The organism is Micromonospora wenchangensis, assembly GCF_002210435.1.
Taxonomy (GTDB): domain Bacteria; phylum Actinomycetota; class Actinomycetes; order Mycobacteriales; family Micromonosporaceae; genus Micromonospora; species Micromonospora wenchangensis.
Map to the genome: position 1 here is coordinate 17,731 of NZ_MZMV01000031.1, position 20,219 is coordinate 37,949.

At 73.9% G+C, this 20,219-nt stretch carries 21 protein-coding genes; 7 read left to right on the forward strand and 14 right to left on the reverse strand.

Annotation, left to right across the window (positions count from 1 at the left end; translation table 11 throughout):
- Positions 1-49: 49 nt before the first annotated feature.
- Together B5D80_RS18660 and B5D80_RS18665 are read left to right on the forward strand one after the other, a co-directional pair.
- Entirely contained in the window at positions 50-934 is an 885-nt protein-coding gene (locus tag B5D80_RS18660; RefSeq protein WP_088645168.1) for a universal stress protein, read from the forward strand.
- 110 nt (positions 935-1,044) lie between these two features.
- Positions 1,045-1,914 carry a universal stress protein gene (locus B5D80_RS18665; RefSeq protein WP_088645169.1) on the forward strand — a complete coding sequence of 290 codons (870 nt, stop codon included), beginning with the start codon at positions 1,045-1,047 and terminating at the stop codon, positions 1,912-1,914.
- A gap of 3 nt (positions 1,915-1,917) precedes the next feature.
- On the opposite strand, the gene B5D80_RS18670 is transcribed toward B5D80_RS18665, so the two are convergent.
- From B5D80_RS18670 to B5D80_RS18680, 3 genes are all read right to left on the reverse strand, one after another.
- Entirely contained in the window at positions 1,918-2,541 is a 624-nt protein-coding gene (locus tag B5D80_RS18670; protein WP_088645170.1) for an FMN reductase, read from the reverse strand.
- A complete protein-coding gene (locus tag B5D80_RS18675; protein WP_088645171.1) occupies positions 2,538-3,683 on the reverse strand; it encodes an LLM class flavin-dependent oxidoreductase in 1,146 nt (381 codons plus the stop codon). Before B5D80_RS18675 ends, B5D80_RS18670 begins: the two co-directional genes overlap by 4 nt.
- Positions 3,684-3,796: 113 nt before the next feature.
- Entirely contained in the window at positions 3,797-4,195 is a 399-nt protein-coding gene (locus B5D80_RS18680) for a hypothetical protein (protein ID WP_088645172.1), read from the reverse strand.
- A gap of 177 nt (positions 4,196-4,372) precedes the next feature.
- Here B5D80_RS18680 and B5D80_RS18685 point away from each other — a divergent pair, with 177 nt between their 5' ends.
- Both B5D80_RS18685 and B5D80_RS18690 read left to right on the forward strand, forming a co-directional pair.
- Complete coding sequence (locus B5D80_RS18685; protein WP_088645173.1) at positions 4,373-4,585, forward strand: type II toxin-antitoxin system HicB family antitoxin; 213 nt, start codon at positions 4,373-4,375, stop codon at positions 4,583-4,585.
- On the forward strand, positions 4,582-4,806 hold the full coding sequence (locus tag B5D80_RS18690; protein ID WP_088645174.1) for a type II toxin-antitoxin system HicA family toxin: 225 nt from the start codon (positions 4,582-4,584) through the stop codon (positions 4,804-4,806). Before B5D80_RS18685 ends, B5D80_RS18690 begins: the two co-directional genes overlap by 4 nt.
- Positions 4,807-4,887: 81 nt before the next feature.
- Here the strand turns inward: B5D80_RS18690 and B5D80_RS18695 are convergent, their stop codons facing one another.
- Positions 4,888-5,493 (reverse strand): DNA-3-methyladenine glycosylase, encoded by a 606-nt coding sequence (locus B5D80_RS18695; RefSeq protein WP_088645175.1) that lies wholly within the window; start codon positions 5,491-5,493, stop codon positions 4,888-4,890.
- A gap of 96 nt (positions 5,494-5,589) precedes the next feature.
- Between B5D80_RS18695 and B5D80_RS18700 the strand changes: the two genes are divergently transcribed.
- Both B5D80_RS18700 and B5D80_RS18705 read left to right on the forward strand, forming a co-directional pair.
- Entirely contained in the window at positions 5,590-5,997 is a 408-nt protein-coding gene (locus B5D80_RS18700; protein ID WP_211291571.1) for a DNA-binding protein, read from the forward strand.
- A 387-nt stretch (positions 5,998-6,384) separates the two neighbouring features.
- Entirely contained in the window at positions 6,385-6,735 is a 351-nt protein-coding gene (locus B5D80_RS18705) for an MmcQ/YjbR family DNA-binding protein (protein WP_088645177.1), read from the forward strand.
- 135 nt (positions 6,736-6,870) lie between these two features.
- On the opposite strand, the gene argH is transcribed toward B5D80_RS18705, so the two are convergent.
- The 7 genes from argH to argC form a co-directional block, all read right to left on the reverse strand.
- A complete protein-coding gene (gene argH, locus B5D80_RS18710) occupies positions 6,871-8,334 on the reverse strand; it encodes an argininosuccinate lyase (RefSeq protein ID WP_088645178.1) in 1,464 nt (487 codons plus the stop codon).
- Between the two features lie 89 nt (positions 8,335-8,423).
- The gene (locus B5D80_RS18715) at positions 8,424-8,933 is read right to left on the reverse strand and encodes an arginine repressor (protein WP_088645179.1); all 510 of its coding nucleotides are present in this window, start codon (positions 8,931-8,933) and stop codon (positions 8,424-8,426) included.
- Positions 8,930-9,859, reverse strand: coding sequence for an ornithine carbamoyltransferase (gene argF / locus B5D80_RS18720; protein WP_088645180.1), 930 nt, complete (start codon positions 9,857-9,859; stop codon positions 8,930-8,932). Before argF ends, B5D80_RS18715 begins: the two co-directional genes overlap by 4 nt.
- Positions 9,856-11,058, reverse strand: a complete 1,203-nt coding sequence (locus tag B5D80_RS18725) for an acetylornithine transaminase (RefSeq protein ID WP_088645181.1) — start codon at positions 11,056-11,058, stop codon at positions 9,856-9,858. The genes argF and B5D80_RS18725 overlap by 4 nt, the downstream gene beginning before the upstream one ends.
- The gene (gene argB / locus B5D80_RS18730) at positions 11,055-11,984 is read right to left on the reverse strand and encodes an acetylglutamate kinase (protein WP_088645182.1); all 930 of its coding nucleotides are present in this window, start codon (positions 11,982-11,984) and stop codon (positions 11,055-11,057) included. Before argB ends, B5D80_RS18725 begins: the two co-directional genes overlap by 4 nt.
- On the reverse strand, positions 11,981-13,153 hold the full coding sequence (gene argJ, locus B5D80_RS18735; RefSeq protein ID WP_088645183.1) for a bifunctional glutamate N-acetyltransferase/amino-acid acetyltransferase ArgJ: 1,173 nt from the start codon (positions 13,151-13,153) through the stop codon (positions 11,981-11,983). Before argJ ends, argB begins: the two co-directional genes overlap by 4 nt.
- 115 nt (positions 13,154-13,268) lie before the next feature.
- On the reverse strand, positions 13,269-14,270 hold the full coding sequence (gene argC / locus B5D80_RS18740; RefSeq protein ID WP_088645184.1) for an N-acetyl-gamma-glutamyl-phosphate reductase: 1,002 nt from the start codon (positions 14,268-14,270) through the stop codon (positions 13,269-13,271).
- Positions 14,271-14,487: 217 nt separating this feature from the next.
- On the opposite strand from argC, the gene B5D80_RS18745 reads away from it, so the two are divergent.
- Positions 14,488-16,221 (forward strand): beta-1,3-glucanase family protein, encoded by a 1,734-nt coding sequence (locus tag B5D80_RS18745; RefSeq protein ID WP_088645185.1) that lies wholly within the window; start codon positions 14,488-14,490, stop codon positions 16,219-16,221.
- A gap of 49 nt (positions 16,222-16,270) precedes the next feature.
- On the opposite strand, the gene B5D80_RS18750 is transcribed toward B5D80_RS18745, so the two are convergent.
- From B5D80_RS18750 to B5D80_RS18760, 3 genes are read right to left on the reverse strand one after another with little or no spacing between them, the layout of a single operon-like run.
- The gene (locus B5D80_RS18750) at positions 16,271-17,095 is read right to left on the reverse strand and encodes a hypothetical protein (RefSeq protein ID WP_088645186.1); all 825 of its coding nucleotides are present in this window, start codon (positions 17,093-17,095) and stop codon (positions 16,271-16,273) included.
- Positions 17,092-19,374, reverse strand: a complete 2,283-nt coding sequence (locus tag B5D80_RS18755) for a hypothetical protein (RefSeq protein ID WP_088645187.1) — start codon at positions 19,372-19,374, stop codon at positions 17,092-17,094. Before B5D80_RS18755 ends, B5D80_RS18750 begins: the two co-directional genes overlap by 4 nt.
- On the reverse strand, positions 19,371-20,186 hold the full coding sequence (locus B5D80_RS18760; protein WP_088645188.1) for a hypothetical protein: 816 nt from the start codon (positions 20,184-20,186) through the stop codon (positions 19,371-19,373). The genes B5D80_RS18755 and B5D80_RS18760 overlap by 4 nt, the downstream gene beginning before the upstream one ends.
- Positions 20,187-20,219: the final 33 nt, after the last annotated feature.

Consider the following 20,219-nt stretch of genomic DNA (forward strand, 5'->3'; position numbering starts at 1 on the left):
CCGGACGGGCCGGACCCGACCAGGCTGGAGAGGGACGAAGGAGGACGTGATGACCAACAGAGCCGGTGCCCCCGTCGTGGTGGGTGTGGACGGTTCCCGATCGGCGTTGGACGCGGTCGGGGTGGCCGCCCGGGAGGCCGTCGCCCGCAACCGCCCGCTGCGGGTGGTGCACGCGTTCATCTGGCCGCTCTTCGGCGTCCCGCTCGGCCCCGCGCCCGTCGGACCGCCCGACGGCGGGCTGCGCAACGAGGCCGAACGGATCGTCACCGAGGCGGTCGCCGAAGCCGGCAAGATCGCCCCGGAGCTGACCGTCACCGGGTACCTGTCCGACGGCGCGCCGACCCCGGTGCTGCTGCGCGAGGCCCGCGACGCGGCGCTGGTGGTGCTCGGCACCCGGGGACTGGGCGGCTTCGCCGGGCTGCTGATCGGTTCGGTGGCGGTGCAGGTCTCGGCCCGCGCCGACTGCCCGGTGCTGGTGGTCCGGGGTGAACCACGGGCCGACGGCCCGGTGCTGGTCGGGGTGGACGGGTCGGCGCTGTCCACCGAGGCGCTCGGGTTCGCCTTCGCCGCGGCGGCGCAGCGCGACACCGGACTGCTGGCCGTGCACGCCTGGCTGACCCCGGCACCGATCGGCCCGGGTGACGTGCTGCCGCTGGTCTACGACGTGGAGGCGCTCGCCGCCGAGGAGGAACGGGTGCTCGCCGAGGCGCTGGCCGGCTGGTCGCAACGCTATCCGGACGTGCCGGTGACCCGGCGGCTGGTGCCCGGCGCGGCGGCCCGGGTGCTGGTCGAGGAGTCGGCGTCGGCCCAGCTCACCGTCGTCGGCGCGCACGGCCGCGGTGCCCTGGGCGGGATGCTGCTCGGTTCGGTCAGCCACGCGGTGCTGCACCACGGGCACGGCCCACTGGTGATCGTCCGACGCCCGGCGGCCTGACCGTCGTGGTGGCGGCACGCCCGGCCGGGTCACCTGCCGGCGCGGGCGGGCCGGCACGTCGACAATGGGTCGGACCGGCAACGAGGGCTGAACCGATCCTGGGAGGGCTGATGAATCGACCGGTGGTGGTGGGGGTGGACGGATCGCCGGCCAGCCTGGCCGCCGCGGAGCAGGCCGCCCACGCGGCGGTGCTGCGCGGCGTACCCCTGCACCTGGTGCACGGCTACCTGCACCCGCTCGGGTACGGCGTCCCGCTGAACCCGTACGACCTGGGGGTGCCCGCGCCGTCGCAGGAGGCGCAGCGGATGTTGGAGCGGACCGCCGCCGAGCTGGCCGACAGGTGGTCGGGGCTGACCGTGCAGGCGCGGCAGGTCGCCGGTGGGGCCGGCGCGACCCTGGTCGAGGAGTCCCGCCGGGCCGGCCTGGTGGTGGTGGGCAGCCGGGGCCTGGGCGGGTTCGCCGGGTTGCTGCTCGGCTCGGTCGGCGCGCAGGTCGCCGCGCACGCGCACTGCCCGGTGCTGGTGGTGCGCCCGGAGACCCCCGCGGGTAGCCCGGACGGGCCGGTGCTGGTGGGCGTGGACGGCTCGCCGGCCGCCGGAATGGCCGCCGACCAGGCCGCCGCCGAGGCCGTCCGGCGGGGGGTCCCGCTGGTGCTGGTGCACGTCGGCCCCACCCCGCCGGATCGGGACGGGGCCGACGCGGAGCAGGCCGAGGCCGGGTACCGGGCGCACGCGGTGCGGCTGCTCGCCGAGGCGTCCGCCGCGGTGCGCGCCGACCACCCGGACGTGGTGCTGCGGGAGCATCCGGTCCGGGCGGTCGGGGTGGCGCAGGGCCTGGTCGAGGCGAGCGCGACGGCGTCGGTGCTGGCCGTCGGCACCCGGGGGCGGGGTGGTTTCACCGGCCTGCTGCTGGGTTCGGTCAGCCAGGCGGTGGTGCAGCACGCCCACTGCCCGGTGCTGGTGGCCCACCCGTACCGGTGAGGCTCAGTCCTCCCGACCGCCGAGGAGCTGCGCGAAGTCGGTGGTGAGGGCGAACGGGTCGGCCGGGCCGGCAGCCGGCGGACGCCTGTCGACCTGGTCGGCCAGTTCCCGGCCGGCCCGCTGGATGCGGGCCCTCAGCGCCCCCTCGGCGGTGCCACCGGACCAGTCCTCCGGCGCGGCGAACACCGACGTCGGCAGCACCACCGCCCGCAGGTAGCCGAACATCGGCCGGACGGCGTGTTCCAGGGCCAGCGAGTGCCGGGCGGTGCCGCCGGTCGCGCCGATCAGCACCGGCCGGTCGACAAGCGCCTGGGCGTCCACCACGTCGAAGAAGGACTTGAACAGCCCGTTGTACGACGCGTTGAAGATCGGCGTGACGGCGACGACGCCGTCGGCTCCGGTGACTGCGTCAAGGGCGGCCCGCAGCTCGGTCGACGGGAAGCCGGTGAGCAGGTTGTTCACCACGTCGTGGGCGTGGTCGCGCAGCTCCACCACCCGCAGCTCCACCTCGTCGCCGCGCCGGACCAGCTCGTCGCGGGCGGCCGCGGCGAGCTGGTCGGCGAGCAGCCGGGTGGACGACGGTTGGCTCAGTCCCGCCGACACCACGGCCAGGGTGCGGCGGGTCATCGCCGACCCTCCGCCCCGGCCCCGGCCAGGTCACCCGCGTCGGCCGCCCCGGTGGCCGCCCGGTCGGCGGCGTCGCGGGCGGCGACCAGCGACGCGTGGGTGGGCGCGACCGGCACGTGCGCCGGGCGCAGCGCGTCGAACTCCTTGCGCAGCACGGGTACGACCTCCTCGCCGAGCAGGTCGAGCTGCTCCAGCACCGTCTTCAGGGGCAGCCCCGCGTGGTCGAGCAGGAACAACTGCCGCTGGTAGTCGCCGACGTACTCGCGGAAGCCGAGGGTACGGTCGATGACCTGCTGCGGGCTGCCCACGGTCAGCGGGGTCTCCCGGGTGAACTCCTCAAGCGACGGCCCGTGCCCGTAGACCGGCGCGTTGTCGAAGTACGGCCGGAACTCGCGTACCGCGTCCTGCGAGTTGCGCCGCATGAACACCTGGCCGCCGAGCCCGACGATGGCCTGCTCGGGCGAGCCGTGGCCGTAGTGGGCGAAGCGCTGCCGGTAGAGGCCGACCATCCGCTGGGTGTGCTCCTTGGGCCAGAAGATGTGGTTGGCGAAGAAGCCGTCACCGTAGTAGGCGGCCTGCTCGGCGATCTCGGGGCTGCGGATCGAGCCGTGCCAGACGAACGGCGGCACGCCCTCGAGCGGGCGCGGGGTCGACGTGAACGACTGCAACGGGGTGCGGAACTTGCCCTGCCAGTCGACGACGTCCTCACGCCACAGCCGGTGCAGCAGCTCGTAGTTCTCCACGGCCAGCCGGATGCCGTTGCGGATGTCCTGCCCGAACCACGGGTAGACCGGCCCGGTGTTGCCGCGCCCCATCATCAGGTCCACCCGGCCGTCGGCCAGGTGCTGGAGCATGGCGTAGTCCTCCGCGATCTTCACCGGGTCGTTGGTGGTGATCAGCGTGGTCGAGGTGGACAGCAGCAGCCGCTCGGTGCGGGCCGCGATGTGCCCCAGCATGGTGGTGGGCGAGGAGGGGACGAACGGGCGGTTGTGGTGCTCACCCGTGGCGAAGACGTCGAGACCGACCTCCTCGGCCTTGAGGGCGATCGCCACCATCGCCTTGATCCGCTCGTGCTCGGTCGGCTCCCGTCCGGTGGTCGGGTCGACCGTGACATCGCCGACGGTGAAGACTCCGAACTGCATGACCAGCTCCTCGCGTCTGAGATGCCGGGACCGTTCGTGGTACCCGGACGTCGCGCACAACATAGTTGCAGCGTCAACTATTCCGGCGGCGACCATCCGCGGGGTGGCCCCGGTCACCCCGCGGGCGGCCGCTCCCCCTGCGGGTGCGTACCCGGGTCGGGCTGGTCCGATGCGCCCGACCACGGACCGGCGGGGGCCGGCGGAGTGTCGCCGGCGGAACCGGTGGCCGGCGGCGCGGCATCGGGCGGGCCGCCGGTCGGCGACGGGTCGCCGGGTGGCGTGGGGTGCGACGGCGCGGCGGGCGGGCCGTACCCGGCCGGGCCGCTCGTTCCATACCCGGCCGGGCCGGACGGGGGCCGGGCCGGGACCGGAGGCGGCCCGGGTGGGGTCGGCCGGCGCCGGGCCATCTGCACCGCCACCACGACCACCGCGGCCAGCACCAGCATCGCCAGCAGCGGAATGACCACGCAGGCCAGCCGACCGACCAGCACTCCGGCGTCGTGTGAGTCCATCCGGGCCACCTCCAGGGTCAAGATTGCCGCGAATGCTAACCAATTTCGCCAGGACCGGGCGTCCCCCTTTCTGCGACGACGGAAGAACTGCGGCACGCCGTCAGCGGGTCGGCGACGCACGGCGATGTCCGCCGGGCTCGTAGGATGAGCACGGTCCGGCGTTCTGGGAGGGTGGAAATGGTGAGAACGTTCACGGCCGCTGTCCATCAGGAAGACGACTGGTATGTCGCCCGCTGCCTGGAACTGGACGTGGCGAGCCAGGGCGAGTCGGTCGACGAGGCACTGGTCAATCTACGGGAGGCCGTCGAGGCGTACCTTGAGGAGGTCGCGCAGCCCACCATCGAGGCGACCCCTCTGGTCACCTCCTTCCAGGTCGGCAAAGCCGCGTGAGTCCGGCGCTGGCCGATCTGCCGCTCCGCAAGGTCATCGCCGGACTCGCAAAGGCCGGGTTCGATCACGTCCGAACTCGGGGCAGCCACGCCGTGTACCGCGACTCCGCAGGAAACGTGGTGGTGGTTCCGAACCACAGCACGATCAAGCGGGGCACCCTCGCGTCCATCCTCCGTCAGGCGGGATTGACGGCAGCGGAGTTCGAGCAGGTGATCAACTAGCCCTCCGCCCGGACTCGGGCGAGGTTCGCCAGGACCGGCATCCCCCTCCCCTCGCTGGGATTTCCCGCCCGGATCTGCCGGTCAGGTGCGGCGTCGGGGCACGTGCCGGCGGTAGGGGCTGACCGTCGGGTCGCCGGTGACCCAGAACCGCCAGGGCACGTCGTGGGCGGCGGCCACCCCGACCCGGGGGCCAGCGGAGACCTCCGTGCCGGCGACCGCGCGGGTCGGCGGGCTCAGCAGCAGGGGGCCGCTCCCGTCGAGCACGCAGGTGCCGTTCGCCGCCGCGGTGACGCCGAGCGCGACGGCCAGCCGGGCCGGCCCCCGGGCCAGGTCGCGGTCGGCGACGTCGCCCCGGCGGGCGCGGGCGGCCGGCAGCCCGTCGACCACCTCACCGGCGCGCAGCAGGACGGCCGCCGCCTCACCGTCGCGGCCGCAGACGATGTTGAGACACCAGTGCATGCCGAACACGAAGTACGTGTAAGCATGCCCGGCCGGGCCGAACATCACCCTGGTCCGGGGGGTGGGCCCCCGGTGGGCGTGCGACGCCGGGTCCTCGCCGGTGCCCGCGTACGCCTCTACCTCGGTCAGCCTGATCCGGACGCCGCCGGCGGCCAGTTCCCAGCCGAGCAGGGTGCGTGCCGTCTCGGCGACCTCGGCGGCGGGGGCGTGCAGCCACGGGTAGTCCACCGGTCCAGGTAACGCCACCCGGCGAAGATGGGCAAACCGACGGGAGCGCTTGAACATCTCGTTGACAACGTTTCGTTCATGGGTTGGGATGGGGTGATGAGTGACGCCTTCACCGCACCCGATGCGAGCCGCGCCCGGGCCGAACGGACCTACGCCGCACTGCACCGGCTCAGCGAGCGGCACGCCGACACCGACGCCCGACGCCGCCGGCACACCAACCCGCACCTCGCCGACCCGTGGGAAGCGGTGTGCGTGGTCACCGCGCTCGCCGCCGGCGGGATCGTGCCGGACACCGACGAGGAATCCGTCGACGGGGCCGACCTGATGGCCGCGCTGACCCTGCTGCCGCACCTGCGGGCCGAACTCGACGTGCTGGAGGCGGGCCTGCTGGCGACGGCACGGGCCCGGGGACTGACCTGGCAGGCGATCGGCCACGGCCTCGGCCTGGGCAGCGCGCAGGCCGCCCGGCAGCGCTACGAACGCCTGGCCACCCGCACCGCCTGACACCCGCCACGACGACGCCCACCGACCCACTACTCAACGTGGTTCGCCGGCTGCCGCCAGTTCTCCCCCTGCGACGCTTTGCTCTGCTGACCTCGACGCGACAGACACTCGGAGTCACGGCTACTGTTCCGAGCTGCCGCCTCAGCTCGAGCGACATCCGCAGGTCAAGCGGGTGGCGTGGAAAGGGCAGCAGAGCAAAGGACACGAAGGGATGTGGGTGTCCGAGGAGAAGAGGTCACTCACCGTGGCTACGGAGCCCTGATCACCTACCGTGATCGCCTTCCCTCCGCCACCGGCGACGCGGCGACAACGGCCAGGTCGGTCGACCGGCCGGAGGGGGCCGGTTCGGGGAGACTGGGCCGACCACCACCGCACCGGGAGGACACCATGACCCGCGAGGAGATGTTGGCGTACTGCCTCGGCAAGCCGGGGGCCTGGCTGGATCGGCCCTGGGAGGGCGACGAGGTGGTGAAGGTGGGCAGCCGGATCTTCGCGTTCCTCGGCGCACCCGACGGCACCGCCCGGGTCGGGGTGAAGTGCGGCCCGAGCCGCGAGGTCGCCGACGAGTGGCTGCACCGGTTCCCCGACGACGCCCGACCGATGCCGTACGTCGGCCGCTCCGGCTGGAACGCGCTCGACCTGGGTGGCGCCATCCCCGACGACGAACTGGTCGAGGCGGTCGACGGCTCGTACGAGGCGGTGGTGGCGAAGCTGCCCCGCCGCGAACGCCCCGCGTGACTGCGGCGCGGCGGCCCACCCGCCCCGCCTGACCGGCGACCAGCCGCGCGGCCGGTCGCGACGCGGACCGGCCGGACCGCGCCCGGTCGCCCGCGCCCCGGACCACGGGACGACGGACGACCGGCACGGGTCGGCTCAGCGGGGGACGACCACCTCTGCGGCCCACTCCCGCCAGCCGGTGAGCTGGTCGGACGCGGCGGCGAGCTGGTCGGCGACCGGGCCGGGGCCGGTGGAGCCGGGGGTGATCCGGGCGGCCAACGCCGACCGGACCGACAGCACGTCACGCACCGACGGGTCGAGGTGTTCGCTGACCGCCGCCAGGTCGGCGTCGGAGACCTCGTCGAGGGCGCAGTCCCGGGCGACGCAGAGCGCCACCAGCTTGCCGGTGATCTCGTGCGCGTCACGGAACGGCACGTTGCGCCGCACCAGCCAGTCGGCGACCTCGGTGGCCAGCGAGAAGCCCACCGGCGCGGCGGCGACCAGGCGGTCCACCCGGACGGTCATCGTGGAGATCATCCCGGCCAGCGCCGGCAGCAGCAGCTCCAGGGTGTCGACCGCGTCGAACGCGGGCTCCTTGTCCTCCTGCATGTCCCGGTCGTAGGTCATCGGCAGGCCCTTGAGCATCGTCAGCACGCTCATCAGCCCGCCGACCAGCCGGCCGGACTTGCCCCGGGCCAGCTCGGCGATGTCCGCGTTCTTCTTCTGCGGCATGATCGACGACCCGGTGGCGAACGCGTCGTCCAGCTCCACCCAGCCGAACTCGTGCGACGTCCAGAGCACCACCTCCTCGCCGAGGCGGGACAGGTGCACCCCGACCAGCGCGGTGACGAAGAGGAACTCGGCGACGAAGTCCCGGTCGGCGACCGCGTCCATCGAGTTGGCGAACGACGTCCGGAAGCCCAGCTCCTTGGAGACCGCCACCGGGTCCAACGGCAGGCCCGAGCCGGCCAGCGCGCCCGCCCCGAGCGGGCTGACCGCCGTCCGGTGGTCCCAGTCGCGCAGCCGCTCCAGGTCGCGCAGCAGCGGCTGGACGTGGGCCAGCAGCCAGTGCCCGAAGGTGACCGGCTGGGCGTGCTGGAGGTGGGTCATCCCCGGCGCCGCCGTGTCGACGTGCCGTTCCGCCTGCTCCACCAGGGCCTCGGCCAGCTCGACCAGCCGGGCGGCCACCCCCCGGGCGTGGTCGCGCAGGTAGAGCCGCAGGTCGGTGGCGACCTGGTCGTTGCGGGACCGGCCGGCGCGCAGCTTGCCACCGAGGCTGCCCAGCCGCTCCAGCAGACCCCGCTCCAACGCGGTGTGCACGTCCTCGTCGTCGATCGTCGGGCGGAACTGCCCGGACGCGCAGGCCGCCTCCAGGTCGTCCAGCGCGGCCAGGATCCTCCCCAGCTCGTCGGGGTCGAGCAGTCCCGCGCCGGCCAGCACCCGGGCGTGCGCCCGGGAACCCGCGATGTCGTACGGGGCGAGACGCCAGTCGAACTGGACGCTCACCGACAGCCGCGCCAGGGCCTCGGCGGGGCCACCGGCGAACCGGCCACCCCACAGGCTCGTCCGGTTCGTCGCGGCGCTGTTCTCGGTCAGGCTCTTGTCGTCCACGCCGCTCATTCTGGCAGTGCTCACCTTTCGCTCCCCGACGGTGGGGTACGCCCCCGCTGCCGGTCCGTCCGTCGTCCGTGAACCCGCGACCCGGTCGGTCACGGGGTGTTCGTCTCGCCGCCGTCGTCGCGGCGGGCCCACCCGGCGAGCTTCTCACCGAGCGCGGCCCCGCCGTCGGCCTCGCGGGCCACCACCAGGATGGTGTCGTCACCGGCGATGGTGCCGACCACCTCGGTCAGGCCCGCCCGGTCCACCGCGCTGGCCAGGTAGTGGGCCGCGCCCGGCGGGGTACGCAGCACCGCGATGTTGCCGCTGGAGTCGACCCCGTTGAGCAGTTCCCGCAGCAACCGGATCAGCCGGGCGGGGGCCGCCTCGGCGTCGCGCAGCGGCCGGTGGCCGTCCTCGGGGATCAGGTAACCGGCCCGCCCGTCGCCGCCCCGGGCCTTCACCGCACCCAACTCCTCCAGGTCCCGGGAGAGGGTGGCCTGGGTGACCTGCACCCCGTCGGCGGCCAGCAGGTCGGCCAGCTCGGTCTGGGAACGGATCGCCCTGGCCCGGATCAACTCGACGATGCGGGCGTGCCGGGCGGCGCGGGTCGGGGCGGTCATGATGAGGAGGCCTCCAGGAGAAAGGTCAGCAGCGCCTTCTGGGCGTGCAGCCGATTCTCCGCCTGGTCGAAGACCACGCTGTGCGGGCCGTCGAGCACCTCGCTGGTGATCTCCTCGTCCCGGTGCGCGGGCAGGCAGTGCAGCACCTTCACGTCCGACCGGGCATGCCCGAGCAACGCCGTGTTCACCTGGTACGGCAGGAACGGGGTGATCCGGTCCAGCCCGTCGTCCTCCTGCCCCATCGAGGTCCAGGTGTCGGTGGCGACCACGTCGGCGTCCCGGACCGCCTCTACCGGGTCGACCAGCGCCCGCACCGACCCGCCGGTGCCGGCGGCGATCTTCTCGGCCCGGCCCAGCACCCCCGGATCGGGCTGGAACCCGGCCGGCCCAGCGACCCGCACGTGCATCCCGGCCGTCGCCCCGGCCAGCAGGTACGAGTGGGCCAGGTTGTTCGCCGCGTCCCCCACGTACGCCAGGGTCCGCCCGGCGGTGCCGCCGCAGTGCTCGCGGACGGTGAGCAGGTCGGCGAGGAGCTGACACGGGTGGTAGCCGTCGGTCAGCGCGTTGACCACCGGCACGGTGGCGTGCGCGGCCACCTCGGCGATCCGGTCGTCGCCGTGGGTACGCAGCACGATGGCGGCGACGTAGCGGGACAGCACCCGGCCGGCGTCGGCCAGCGTCTCGCCCCGGCCGAAGTGGGTGACCTGGGTGTCCACCACCAGCGGATGACCGCCGAGCTCGGCGATGCCGGCGTCGAAGGAGATCCGGGTCCGCAGGCTCTGCTTGTCGAACAGCACCGCCACCGAACGTGGCCCGGCCAGCGGGGTGAACCCGAACCGGTCGGCCTTCATCCGGGCGGCCAGGTCGAGCACGGCCGACTGTTCGGCCGGGGTGAGGTCGTCGTCGGCCAGCAGGTGCCGGATCATGTGCGGGTCTCCGTCGGGGTCGGGGTGGAGTCGGGGGTGGCGGCGTCGAGGGCGGCGGGGAGGGCGGCCAGGAACGCGTCGACCTGCTCGGCGGTGAGGACCAGCGGCGGGGCGAGCCGGATCACCCCCGGCTGGACCGGGTTGACCAGGAACCCCGCCGTGCGCAGCGCCTCGGCCACCGGGCCGGCGACCGGCGCGGCGAGCACGATGCCGAGCAGCAGCCCGGCCCCGCGTACCTCGGCCACGAGCGGGTGGCCCAGCGCCTCGATGCCCCGGCGCAGCCGCTCACCGGTGCGCTTGACGTGGTCGAGCAGCCCCTCGCTGGCAATCGTGGAGACCACCGCGAGGGCGGCGGCGCAGCTCACCGGGTTGCCGCCGAAGGTGGTGCCGTGCGAACCGGCGCGCAGCAGCTCGGCGGCCCGGCCGAACGCCAGGCAGGCGCCGATCGGCAACCCGCCGCCGAGCCCCTTGGCCAGGGTGACGACGTCCGGTTCGACCCCCTCGGCCTGGTGGGCGAACCAGTACCCGGTACGCCCGATCCCGGTCTGCACCTCGTCGAGGACCAGCAGGGCCCCGTGCCGGGTGGTGATCCGCCGTGCCTCGGCCAGGTAGCCGGGCGGCGGGACGACCACCCCGTTCTCGCCCTGCACCGGCTCCAGGATCACCATCGCCGTCGCGTCGGTGACGGCCGCCGCCAGCGCCGCCACGTCGCCGTACGGGACGTGGTCGACGTCGCCGGGCAGGGGGCGGAACGGGTCGGCCTTCGCCGGCTGGCCGGTCAACGCGAGCGCCCCCATGGTGCGGCCGTGGAAACCGCCGACGGTGGCGACGACGTGCGACCGGCCGGTGAGCCGGGACAGTTTGAACGCGGCCTCGTTGACCTCCGCGCCGGAGTTGGCGAAGAACACCCGGCCCGGCCGGCCGGCCAGCGCCAGCAGCAGTTCCGCCAGCGCCACCGGGGGTTCGGCGACGAACAGGTTGGAGACGTGGCCGAGGGTGGCGACCTGTTTGGAGACGGCGGCCACCACGGCGGGATGGGCGTGCCCGAGGGAGTTGACCGCGATGCCGCCGAGCAGGTCGACGTACTCCCGGCCGGCCTCGTCGACGACGACCGCGCCCGAACCGGAGGCCAGCGCCAGCGGCGGGGTGCCGTAGTTGTCCATCATGGACTGCCGCCAGCGTTCCACCAGCGTGCTCATGAGCCGACCGTGCCTTCCTGGTTGGTGGTGGACCCGGTCGGGGTGTCGACGACCATCGTGCCGAACCCCTCCGAGGTGAAGACCTCCAGCAGCGTGGAGTGGGCGACCCGGCCGTCGACGACGTGCGCGGCGGGCACTCCCCCGCGCACCGCCCGCAGGCAGGCCTCCATCTTGGGCACCATCCCCGCCTCCAGGGACGGCAACAGCTTCGCCAACGCCTCCGTGCCGATCTCGCTGACCAGGCTGGCGGTGTCCGGCCAGTCCGCGTACAGGCCCGCGACGTCGGTGAGGACGACCAGCTTGCGGGCCTCCAGGGCGATCGCGAGCGCGGCGGCTGCGGTGTCGGCGTTGAGGTTGTGCAGCACCCCGTCGGCGTCCGGCGCGACAGTCGAGATGACCGGGATCCGGCCGGCGGCGATCAGGTCGGTCACCGCCGACACGTCCACCGACTCCACGTCGCCGACCTGCCCCACGTCGACCGCCTCGCCGTCGACCCAGGCGGGCCGGCGCACGGCGGTGAACAGGCCCGCGTCCTCGCCGGACAGGCCCACGGCGAACGGACCGTGCGCGTTGATCAGGCCGACCAGTTCCCGGCCCACCTGACCCACCAGCACCATCCGGACGACGTCCATCGCCTCCGGGGTGGTGACCCGCAGGCCACCCTTGAACTCGCTGGCGATGCCGAGCCGACCCAGCATCGCCGAGATCTGCGGCCCGCCGCCGTGCACCACGACCGGCTTGAGCCCGGCGTAGCGCAGGAAGACCATGTCGGCGGCGAAGGCCCGTTGCAGGGTCGGGTCGACCATCGCGTTGCCGCCGTACTTGACCACGACGGTGGCACCGGAGAACCGGGCCAGCCAGGGCAGCGCCTCGATCAGCGTCTCGGCCTTCGCCTGGGCCCGGGTGAGATCCGCGGACAGGCTCATGTCGAGTACGCCGAGTTCTCGTGCACGTACGCGTGCGACAGGTCGTTGGTCCAGATCGTCGCCGCCGCCGCGCCGGCGTGCAGGTCGATCCGGATGGTGACGTCCCGCCCGGTCAGGTCGACCTTGGCCCGGTCCTCGGCGGCGGCACCGCCCCGGCACACCCAGATCCCGTTGACCGCCACGTCCACCGCGTCCGGGTCGAACGCGGCGGCCGTGGTGCCGACCGCGGCCAGGATCCGCCCCCAGTTCGGGTCGTTGCCGAACAACGCCGTCTTGACCAGGTTGTTGCGGGCCACCGAACGGCCCACCTCGACCGCGTCGTCCTCGTCGGCGGCACCGACCACCTCGATGGCGACCTGCTTGGTCGCCCCCTCGGCGTCGGCCACCAACTGCTGGGCCAGGTCGTGACAGGCCGCGGTGACCGCGGCGGTCAACTCCGCCTCGTCGGGTTCCACCCCGGACGCCCCGCTGGACAGCAGCAGCACCGTGTCGTTGGTGGACATGCACCCGTCGGAGTCGACCCGGTCGAAGGTGACCCGGGTGGCCGCCCGCAACGCGGCGTCCAGTAGCTCCGGCCCGGCCACCGCGTCGGTGGTCAGCACGCACAGCATGGTGGCCATGCCGGGGGCGAGCATGCCCGCGCCCTTCGCCATCCCGCCCACGCTCCACCCGGAGCCCCGGGCGACGGTGGTCTTCGGCCGGGTGTCCGTCGTCATGATCGCCTCGGCGGCGGCCGGGCCACCGTCGCGGGCCAACGCCCGGATCGCGGTACGCACCCCCGGCAGCAGCTTGTCCATCGGCAACCGCTCGCCGATCAGCCCGGTCGAGCAGACCGCCACGTCACCGGCACCGAGCCGCAGCCGGGGGCTGGACGCGGTGAGCGCCGCGGCGGTGTGCTCGGCGGTGGCGTGGGTGTCCTGGAAACCGGCCGGGCCGGTGCAGGCGTTCGCGCCACCGGAGTTCAGCACCACCGCGCGGACCACCCCGCCCCGGACGACCTGCTGCGTCCAGCGCACCGGCGCGGCCTTGACCCGGTTGGTGGTGAACACGCCGGCGACCCCGGCGTCCGGACCGTCGTTGACGACCAGGGCGACGTCGGTGGCCCCGCCGCTCTTCAATCCGGCCGCGACGCCGGCCGCACGGAAGCCCCGAGGGGCGGTGACACTCACTGGACTGGCCTTTCGTTCGCGACTGCGGGGCTCCGCTGCGCTGCGCTCCTCGCGCTCACCAATGCTGACTGTCTGTTCGCGACTGCGGGGCTCCGCTGCGCTGCGCTCCTCGCGCTCACGGGGCAACTCCAAAAGTGGGCAGGCCGGTGGTTTCGGGGAGGCCGAGCATCAGGTTGGCGTTCTGCACCGCCTGGCCGGCGGCACCCTTGCCGAGGTTGTCGATGGCGCTGACCACGATCACCCGGCCGGAGTCGACGTCGACGGTGGCCTGGAGGTGGCAGGAGTTCGCCCCGGCGGTCGCGGCGGTGTGCGGCCACGCCCCCTCGGGCAGCAGGTGCACGAACGGCGCGTCGGCGTACGCGTCGGCAAGCACCGCGCGCGGGTCGGCGTCGCCGGTGGGCACGGCGGTGACGGTGGCGAGGATGCCGCGCGGCATCGGGGCCAGCACCGGGGTCAGCGACAGCCCGGTCGCGCCGGTGGCCTGCTTGATCTCCGGAACGTGCTGGTGGGCACCCACCTTGTAGGGCGACAGGTCCCCCATCACCTCGCTGCCGAGCAGGTGCGCCTTGGCGGCCCGACCGGCCCCGGAGGTGCCGGAGGCGGCCACCACGACCACGTCGGCCGGCGCGACCGCACCGGCGGCGATCAGCGGCGCGAGGGCCAGGGTGACGGCCACGGCGTAACAGCCGGTGTTGGCGACCCGGGTCGCCCCGGCGATCGCCGCCCGCTGGCCGGGCAGCTCCGGCAGGCCGTACGTCCACGCCCCGGCGTGCGGGCCACCGTAGTAGCGGGACCAGGCGTCGGCGTCGCGCAGCCGGTGGTCGGCACCGAGGTCGACCACCCGCACCGACTCGGGCAGTTCGGCGGCGAGCGCCGCCGACTCGCCGTGCGGCAGGGCCAGGAAGACCAGGTCCGCGTCGGCCAGCGTCGCCGGGTCGGTCGCCGCGAACGTCAGGTCCAACCCCACGAGCTGCGGGTGCACGGCGGTGACCGGCGCACCGGCCTGGCGGTGCGCGGTGGCCGCGACCAGGTCGAACTCGGGATGACCGGCGATCAGGCGCAGCAGCTCGCCCCCGGCGTAGCCGCTCGCTCCGGCGACCGCAACTCGGATACCCATTCCAACCTCCGCATGACTATGCAGAGAAGGCTAGCGACCCACCGACCTTCTGTGCAAGTTAATACAGCCTACTGCATGGACATGAAGAAGTGACCGGGACCACTCCCTTGCATTGACAGTCGTGAGGGTATTCGCCATCCTGAGAGAGCGCTCTCTAGCCGCCCATCAGCCACAAACCACCCGCCTGCCGCTTGCGGCCCGGCCGAAGGAGCCGTCCTTGCGTACCCCGAGAAGCTGGGCCACCGCCCTCGCCGCGATCGCGATCGCCGGCGCCACCACCCTCGGCCTGACCACCGCGCCCACCCGCGCCGTCGGACCGTCCCCGCTCCCGCTGACGGTCACCAACAGCACCGGCCGGGCGGAAGCCGTCCACCTCTACCTCCTCGGCGTCGACCTCGCCTCCGGCCGGCTCGGCTACGTGACCGCCGGGGGCGTCTTCACCCCCTGGCCGGCCGGCGGCCAGCCGCCCACCCCCGCCCCCGACGTCGCGATCGCCGGACCCGCCAACGGCGGCTCCGTCACGCTACGGGTTCCCCGTGGCCTCTCCGGCCGGGTCTACTTCTCCTTCGGCCAGAAGCTGCGCTTCTCACTGACCCCGGACGGCCTGGTCCAGCCGGCCCCCTGGGCCGCCGGCGACCCCAACCGCGATATCCTGTTCGACTGGTCCGAGTTCACCTACAACGACGCCGGGCTCTGGCTCAACAGCACCCAGGTCGACATGTTCGCCGTCCCGCACGCGGTCAGCGTCACCGGCGCGAGCGGCACCACCCGGCGGGCCGGCCAACTCGTCAACGGCGGCCGGCAGGCCGTCATCGACGCCGTCCGCGCACAGCCCGGCTGGGCGGACACCGTGCAGACCCGGTCCGACGGCACGGTGCTGCGGGTGCTCTCCCCCGGCAAGGCCGTCGACGCCGGCCGGTTCGCCTCCGGCTACCTCGACCCGTACATCGACGCGGCCTGGCGCTCTTACACCACCCGGACGCTGACCGTCACCCCGTTCACCGACCGGCCCGACGTGCGCTACCTCGGGCGTACCGCCGGCACCACGATGACGTTCACCGACCCGGCCGGCCGACAGGTCGCCACCTTCACCAGGCCCACCAGCTCCGACGTGTGGGACTGCGACGGGGCCCTCGCCGCCCCCAACGACCAGGTGGTCGGGCCGATCGCCCGGACGCTCTGCGCCGCCCTGCACCGCACCACTCTCGACACCATCACCACGCAGCCCGGCGGCAGCCCGGCCGACTTCTACCGGGGCACGCTGACCAACCACTACTCCCGGATCATCCACCAGCACATGGTCGACGGCCGGGCGTACGGCTTCGCCTTCGACGACGTGCTCGCCCAGGAGTCCCTGGTGCACGACGGCGACCCGCGCGCCGCCGGTCTCACCCTCACCCCGTTCACCGGCACGACCACCCCGACGCCCACCGCCGGCCCGACCCCGACCGCCAGCCCGACCCCGTCCCCCGGCCAGCCCTGGAACGCGACCCGCCACCTCCAGGCCGACGGCACCCTGGCCGGCACCACCGGACCCGCCGGCACGGTCACCCTGGCGGCGGCGAACGGCAACCACGACGGCACCCCCACCAACGCCCGGGTCTTCACCGCCCGTGGGCTCACCGGCACCTGGACCGGCGCAGCCACCACCTTCGACCTGGCCGTCGACGCCGGCACCGCCGTCGGCGACGGCGTCCAGGCCCGGGTGTCGTACGACCTCACCGGCGACGGCACCGCCGACCGGGTCGAGACGTACGCCTACTTCGCCACCGACCCGGTGCCCGGCGTCGAGCGCTACCGGCAGACCCAGGGGCTGCGCTCGGCCACCGGCACCCTCGGCAACCTGCGCGGCGGGACGGTGACCGTGCAGGTCTGGAACGCCATCGGCGGCACCCCGACCACCCTCGGCGTCGGCGACGCCTCCCGCGTCGTGCTGCCCTTCACCGGCTGACCGTGCGGCGTCTTCCGGAGGCCGGGCCACCTCCGGAAGACGCCCGCGCTCAGCCGGTCCGCTGAACGAGCCCGTGTTCGCGCTCGTACGTCCGCAACGCGACGTCCCATGCCTCGGTGTACTCCGACGGGCCCAGGTTGAGGTCGTGGTGGCCCCGGACCGCCTCCCGGAGCAGGGTCACCAGTTCCGGCACCGTCGCCCGGCGCTCGTCGACGTAACGGCGGAACACCTCGGCGAACTGCTCGCCGGTCAGCCGTGCCGCGTGCATCGTCACCGGATCGGCCTCCAACGCCTGGAGCACCGCGCACCACCGGCGGGTCAGGTCATCGACGTGCCGGGCTCGGATCTTCTGCAACTCGTGCTCGCACTCCAGCCTGATCCGTTCCTCCCAGTACGGCCGCAGCCGGTCGCGTACCCGATCGTCGGGGCTGACCCGGACGTGGGCGGTGAACTGCGGCAACGACTCGTTCGCCGGCCACCGCTGCCCGGCGAGCCGGTCGTTGAGCACCCGCTCCAGGTCGTGTGAGCGATGCGGCTCGAACTCTCGCGACACGTCGATGATCCGCTCCCGGACGATCCCGCCGGCCCAGTCGAGGTACCGCTCGGCGCGGTACTTCAGCTCCTCGAACGTCATCCGCCGGCCGGTCCAGACGTACACGGGGTGGACCCGGAAGTCGAAAGCGTCCCCCTTCGCCGGCACCAGCAACGGGTGCGGGGCGTCCTGCCGGAACGACACCGTGACCGGTGCCGGCGCCGGCAGTGGCGGCGGCGTCGGCACGGGAGGCGCCGGCGTGCCGAACAGACTCTGCCACCAGTGGCGTCGCTGCGGCACCGGCACCTGGGTGCCGGCGGTGGTGCTGGAATACACGTTCATCCGTGGTCCTCGTCGGTGAGTCGGCGTACGTCGTCGAGCAGGGAGTTGCGGGGCATCAGGGGTCTCCAGACGTGGCGCAGCTGGTGGTCCAGTCGGTGCCGCAGGGGTGCCCGGCCTGCCACCACCAGAGCGAGCAACTCCAGGCAGTGGGCGGCGACCTCGGGGTGACCGTCGGCCCGGTTCAGCCAGAAGCCGAGCGTGCGCCACGAGCGGTAGGCGGTCGCGGGCAGGCTGAGCGCGTTGGCCCAGCAGTCGGCCAGGTCGGTCATCGACACGGTCCCGACCCGGGCCAGATCGAGCAGCTCCGGCCAGTGCTCCCGGGGTGCGGGTGCCCACCGGTCGGCGAGCTGGCGCAACGCCCGCCCGGCGTGCAGCCACACCTCCGGGTCCTCCGCCCGGGTCCACTCCGCGAGGGCCGGCAGCACGGTCGCCTGGTGACCTGCGGTGTGCACCTCCACCAGACCGCGTACCACGGAGTGGTGCCACCGTTGCATCCGCGCCTGGGCGATCTGACGCAGATGCAGCAGGGCGGTGTCCGGCCAGAGCCGGGCGAGCCCCAACGCGTAGGCACGGGCCACCGTGTCCCGCAGGTGGGCCGGTCCGCTCGACGCCCACCGGTCCAGCTCCGTGCGTACGCGTTGCCGCAGCTCCGGTTGCATCGCCATGGCGACCAACGCGATGGCGGCGGCCTGCCGGACGCCGGCCCGGCGCTCCCGGGCCAGCTGGTCGACCGTCTCCAGCGCGACCCGCACCCCGTGCCGGGCCGACCAGCCGACCGCTCCGGCGGCAGCCTCCCGGACACCCGGATTGCCCGTCCGTACCAGGGTGGCGAGCCACCCGAGCAGATGCTCCGGCAGCCACCAGTCCGACCATGCGACCTCCAGCAGGCTGGTCCGTAGCTGGTCGTTGCCGGGCGAGAACTCGATCCGCCGCCCGCCGTGGAGCCGGTCGTCGTCGACCAGGACGACGGCCTGTCGCAGCACCGGGCCCAGCAGCAGGTCCACCACCCCGCCCAGGAACCCCACGGGTGCCGGGACCGCCGCACCGTCGTCGCCCGGCACCGGTCCGACGAGCAGCCGTCCGGCCGCTGCCTGGACCTCGACCACGGACTGCCCGGCCAGCACCGCGCACGACAACCGGAACGCCCGCCGCTGGTCGACGTCCCACCGGGACGCCCCCTCGACGCCGTCGCCCTCGACGGCGAGCACCCGTGTGGCGCGTTCCCGCAACTGCCGGGGAAGCAGCCGTTCCAGCCGCTCGGTCAGGTCGCCGCCGCGCGGCGGCGCCTGGGCGATCAGTTCCGCCAGCCGGACGACCTCAGCGGCTCGTGGACCACCGGACAGGTGGGCCGCGAGCAGCGGATGCGGGACGCACTCCTCCTCGACGTACACGTCGACGCAGTCGCCGGTGCAGCCGTCGACGCACCAGCCGACGCACTGCCCGCGCAACAGCCGGCGGAGTTGGGCCCGAAACACGTCCACCGGGGCCGCCGGGCGGTGGGGCACCAGATGCCCGGCGAACTCCTGCTCCCGGCGCCCGAAGTCACCGACCAGCACCAGGCTGCTCCCGGTGGTCTCCAGCCTGGCCGCCAGGCCCACCAGGGTCATGCCGTCCAGTTCCCGGACCGCCTCGTCGCCGAGTGCCAGCGTGTAGCCGTGGCCGGGCCGTACCGGCGCGTCGGCACCCAACAGGTCCGACAGGTGCTCCGCGTCGAGCACCCCTACCCGGTCGTAGCCGTACCGGCGGGCCGAGGCCAGGCAGGCTGCGGTGTGCCGGCCCGTACCGTCGGCACCGGTCAGGCACACCAGGTGACGGAGCTTGAGCTGCCGGTCGAGCCGCTGGTCGCTCGGCGCGGGGGCGTAGCCGTCGGCCAACTGGCGGACCCAGGTGCCGCTGAGCGTCTCCGACCAGGTCCTGCCGCCCGTCCCCACGGTCGCCGTGGTGATGTTCACGGTGCCGATCGCCGTCGCCCCCGGGCCTGTCGCGTTCTGGCCCCGGACCCGTACGTCACCGACCCCGATGCCCGCCGGGACACCGAGCAGCGCGGTGAGGCGGGCCAGGACGGCCGCCGGGTCCGGTGCCTCCTCCGGCTCGTCCACCGGCTCGTCCTCGGGGTGCGGCCCCGCCGGGGACGCGTCCGTCGCCGCGGACCACTCGGCCACGTTCTCGTCCGACCACCGTTCCTCGTCGCGGGGAAGGCCCGTCGCGGTGTCGAGTGGGCGCGGCTGGCCGAGGCCGTCCGGGTCCGGCGGTTCCCACGAATCCGACGCCCCGGTCACCGGCCACCGCCCTCGCCGCCGAACACGACGTCGCGTCCGACCGACCCGATGGCCGTGGCGTTGGGGCCCATGGCGTTCTGACCCCGGACCCGGATGTCGCCGGTGCGGATGCCGGGCCCGGCCGCGCCGGCTCCGGTGTCCGACCGGGCCGCGCCCGCCCCGTTGTCCGGCCCGACCGGCGGTCCCCCGCTGGGCGACGGCGGCTCCTGCGGCGACGGCCACGACGACATGTCCTCGTCGACCACGTAGAGCCAGGCCGGCTCCCGGAACTCCTTCTCCGGGTGCTCGACCTCGATCCGGCGGAACCGTTCCGGCCGCATCTCCTCCGGGTACTCGCAGACCACGTCGCGGTACATCTCCGTCGAGACCACCAGCGCCACGCCCGCGTCGGGGAACGCGGCCAGCGCCTGGCGCACCGGCCGGGCGTCGCAGAGCCGGCAGACGTGCACGACGGCGTGGCCGGGGAAGCCGTTCGCGCCGTCCAGGTGCACCAGGCCCTGGTGTACGGCCACCCGCAGCCGGATCTGCGCGGCGGGCGTCCGGCTGCTGTTGAACGCGCGCAGCCGCCGGTTCAGTTCCGGGACGAACCGGCCGATGACCCGGGACTCCGGCACGTCGCGGGGCAGGATCGCCAGCTCGCCGTCGCCGGCCTGCTGGGTGGTCCAGGTGACCCGGTCCAGGCCGACGTCGGTCGCCGCCGCGTGCAGGAGCGTGTGGAAGTTCTGCTGTGCCTCGTACTGCTGAAGATTGCTGCGCCGGCTGTACCGTTCCATGTCCACAGAGATCAGCAGACGCCGTTCGGGATGTCGCATGGGCACACCCTTCGTCGTCAGCCCGCTCGGCGA

Coding starts and splice junctions, on each gene's coding strand:
- B5D80_RS18725 (WP_088645181.1), bottom strand. CDS start 11,058: ATGAGCACGCTGGTGGAACGCTGGCGGCAGTCCATGATGGACAACTAC.
- B5D80_RS18675 (WP_088645171.1), bottom strand. CDS start 3,683: ATGCAGTTCGGAGTCTTCACCGTCGGCGATGTCACGGTCGACCCGACC.
- B5D80_RS18700 (WP_211291571.1), top strand. CDS start 5,590: ATGAGTGACGCCTTCACCGCACCCGATGCGAGCCGCGCCCGGGCCGAA.
- argF (WP_088645180.1), bottom strand. CDS start 9,859: ATGATCCGGCACCTGCTGGCCGACGACGACCTCACCCCGGCCGAACAG.
- B5D80_RS18670 (WP_088645170.1), bottom strand. CDS start 2,541: ATGACCCGCCGCACCCTGGCCGTGGTGTCGGCGGGACTGAGCCAACCG.
- B5D80_RS18665 (WP_088645169.1), top strand. CDS start 1,045: ATGAATCGACCGGTGGTGGTGGGGGTGGACGGATCGCCGGCCAGCCTG.
- B5D80_RS18685 (WP_088645173.1), top strand. CDS start 4,373: ATGGTGAGAACGTTCACGGCCGCTGTCCATCAGGAAGACGACTGGTAT.
- B5D80_RS18760 (WP_088645188.1), bottom strand. CDS start 20,186: ATGCGACATCCCGAACGGCGTCTGCTGATCTCTGTGGACATGGAACGG.
- B5D80_RS18715 (WP_088645179.1), bottom strand. CDS start 8,933: ATGACCGCCCCGACCCGCGCCGCCCGGCACGCCCGCATCGTCGAGTTG.
- B5D80_RS18705 (WP_088645177.1), top strand. CDS start 6,385: ATGACCCGCGAGGAGATGTTGGCGTACTGCCTCGGCAAGCCGGGGGCC.
- argH (WP_088645178.1), bottom strand. CDS start 8,334: ATGAGCGGCGTGGACGACAAGAGCCTGACCGAGAACAGCGCCGCGACG.
- argB (WP_088645182.1), bottom strand. CDS start 11,984: ATGAGCCTGTCCGCGGATCTCACCCGGGCCCAGGCGAAGGCCGAGACG.
- B5D80_RS18660 (WP_088645168.1), top strand. CDS start 50: ATGACCAACAGAGCCGGTGCCCCCGTCGTGGTGGGTGTGGACGGTTCC.
- B5D80_RS18680 (WP_088645172.1), bottom strand. CDS start 4,195: ATGGACTCACACGACGCCGGAGTGCTGGTCGGTCGGCTGGCCTGCGTG.
- argC (WP_088645184.1), bottom strand. CDS start 14,270: ATGGGTATCCGAGTTGCGGTCGCCGGAGCGAGCGGCTACGCCGGGGGC.
- B5D80_RS18750 (WP_088645186.1), bottom strand. CDS start 17,095: ATGAACGTGTATTCCAGCACCACCGCCGGCACCCAGGTGCCGGTGCCG.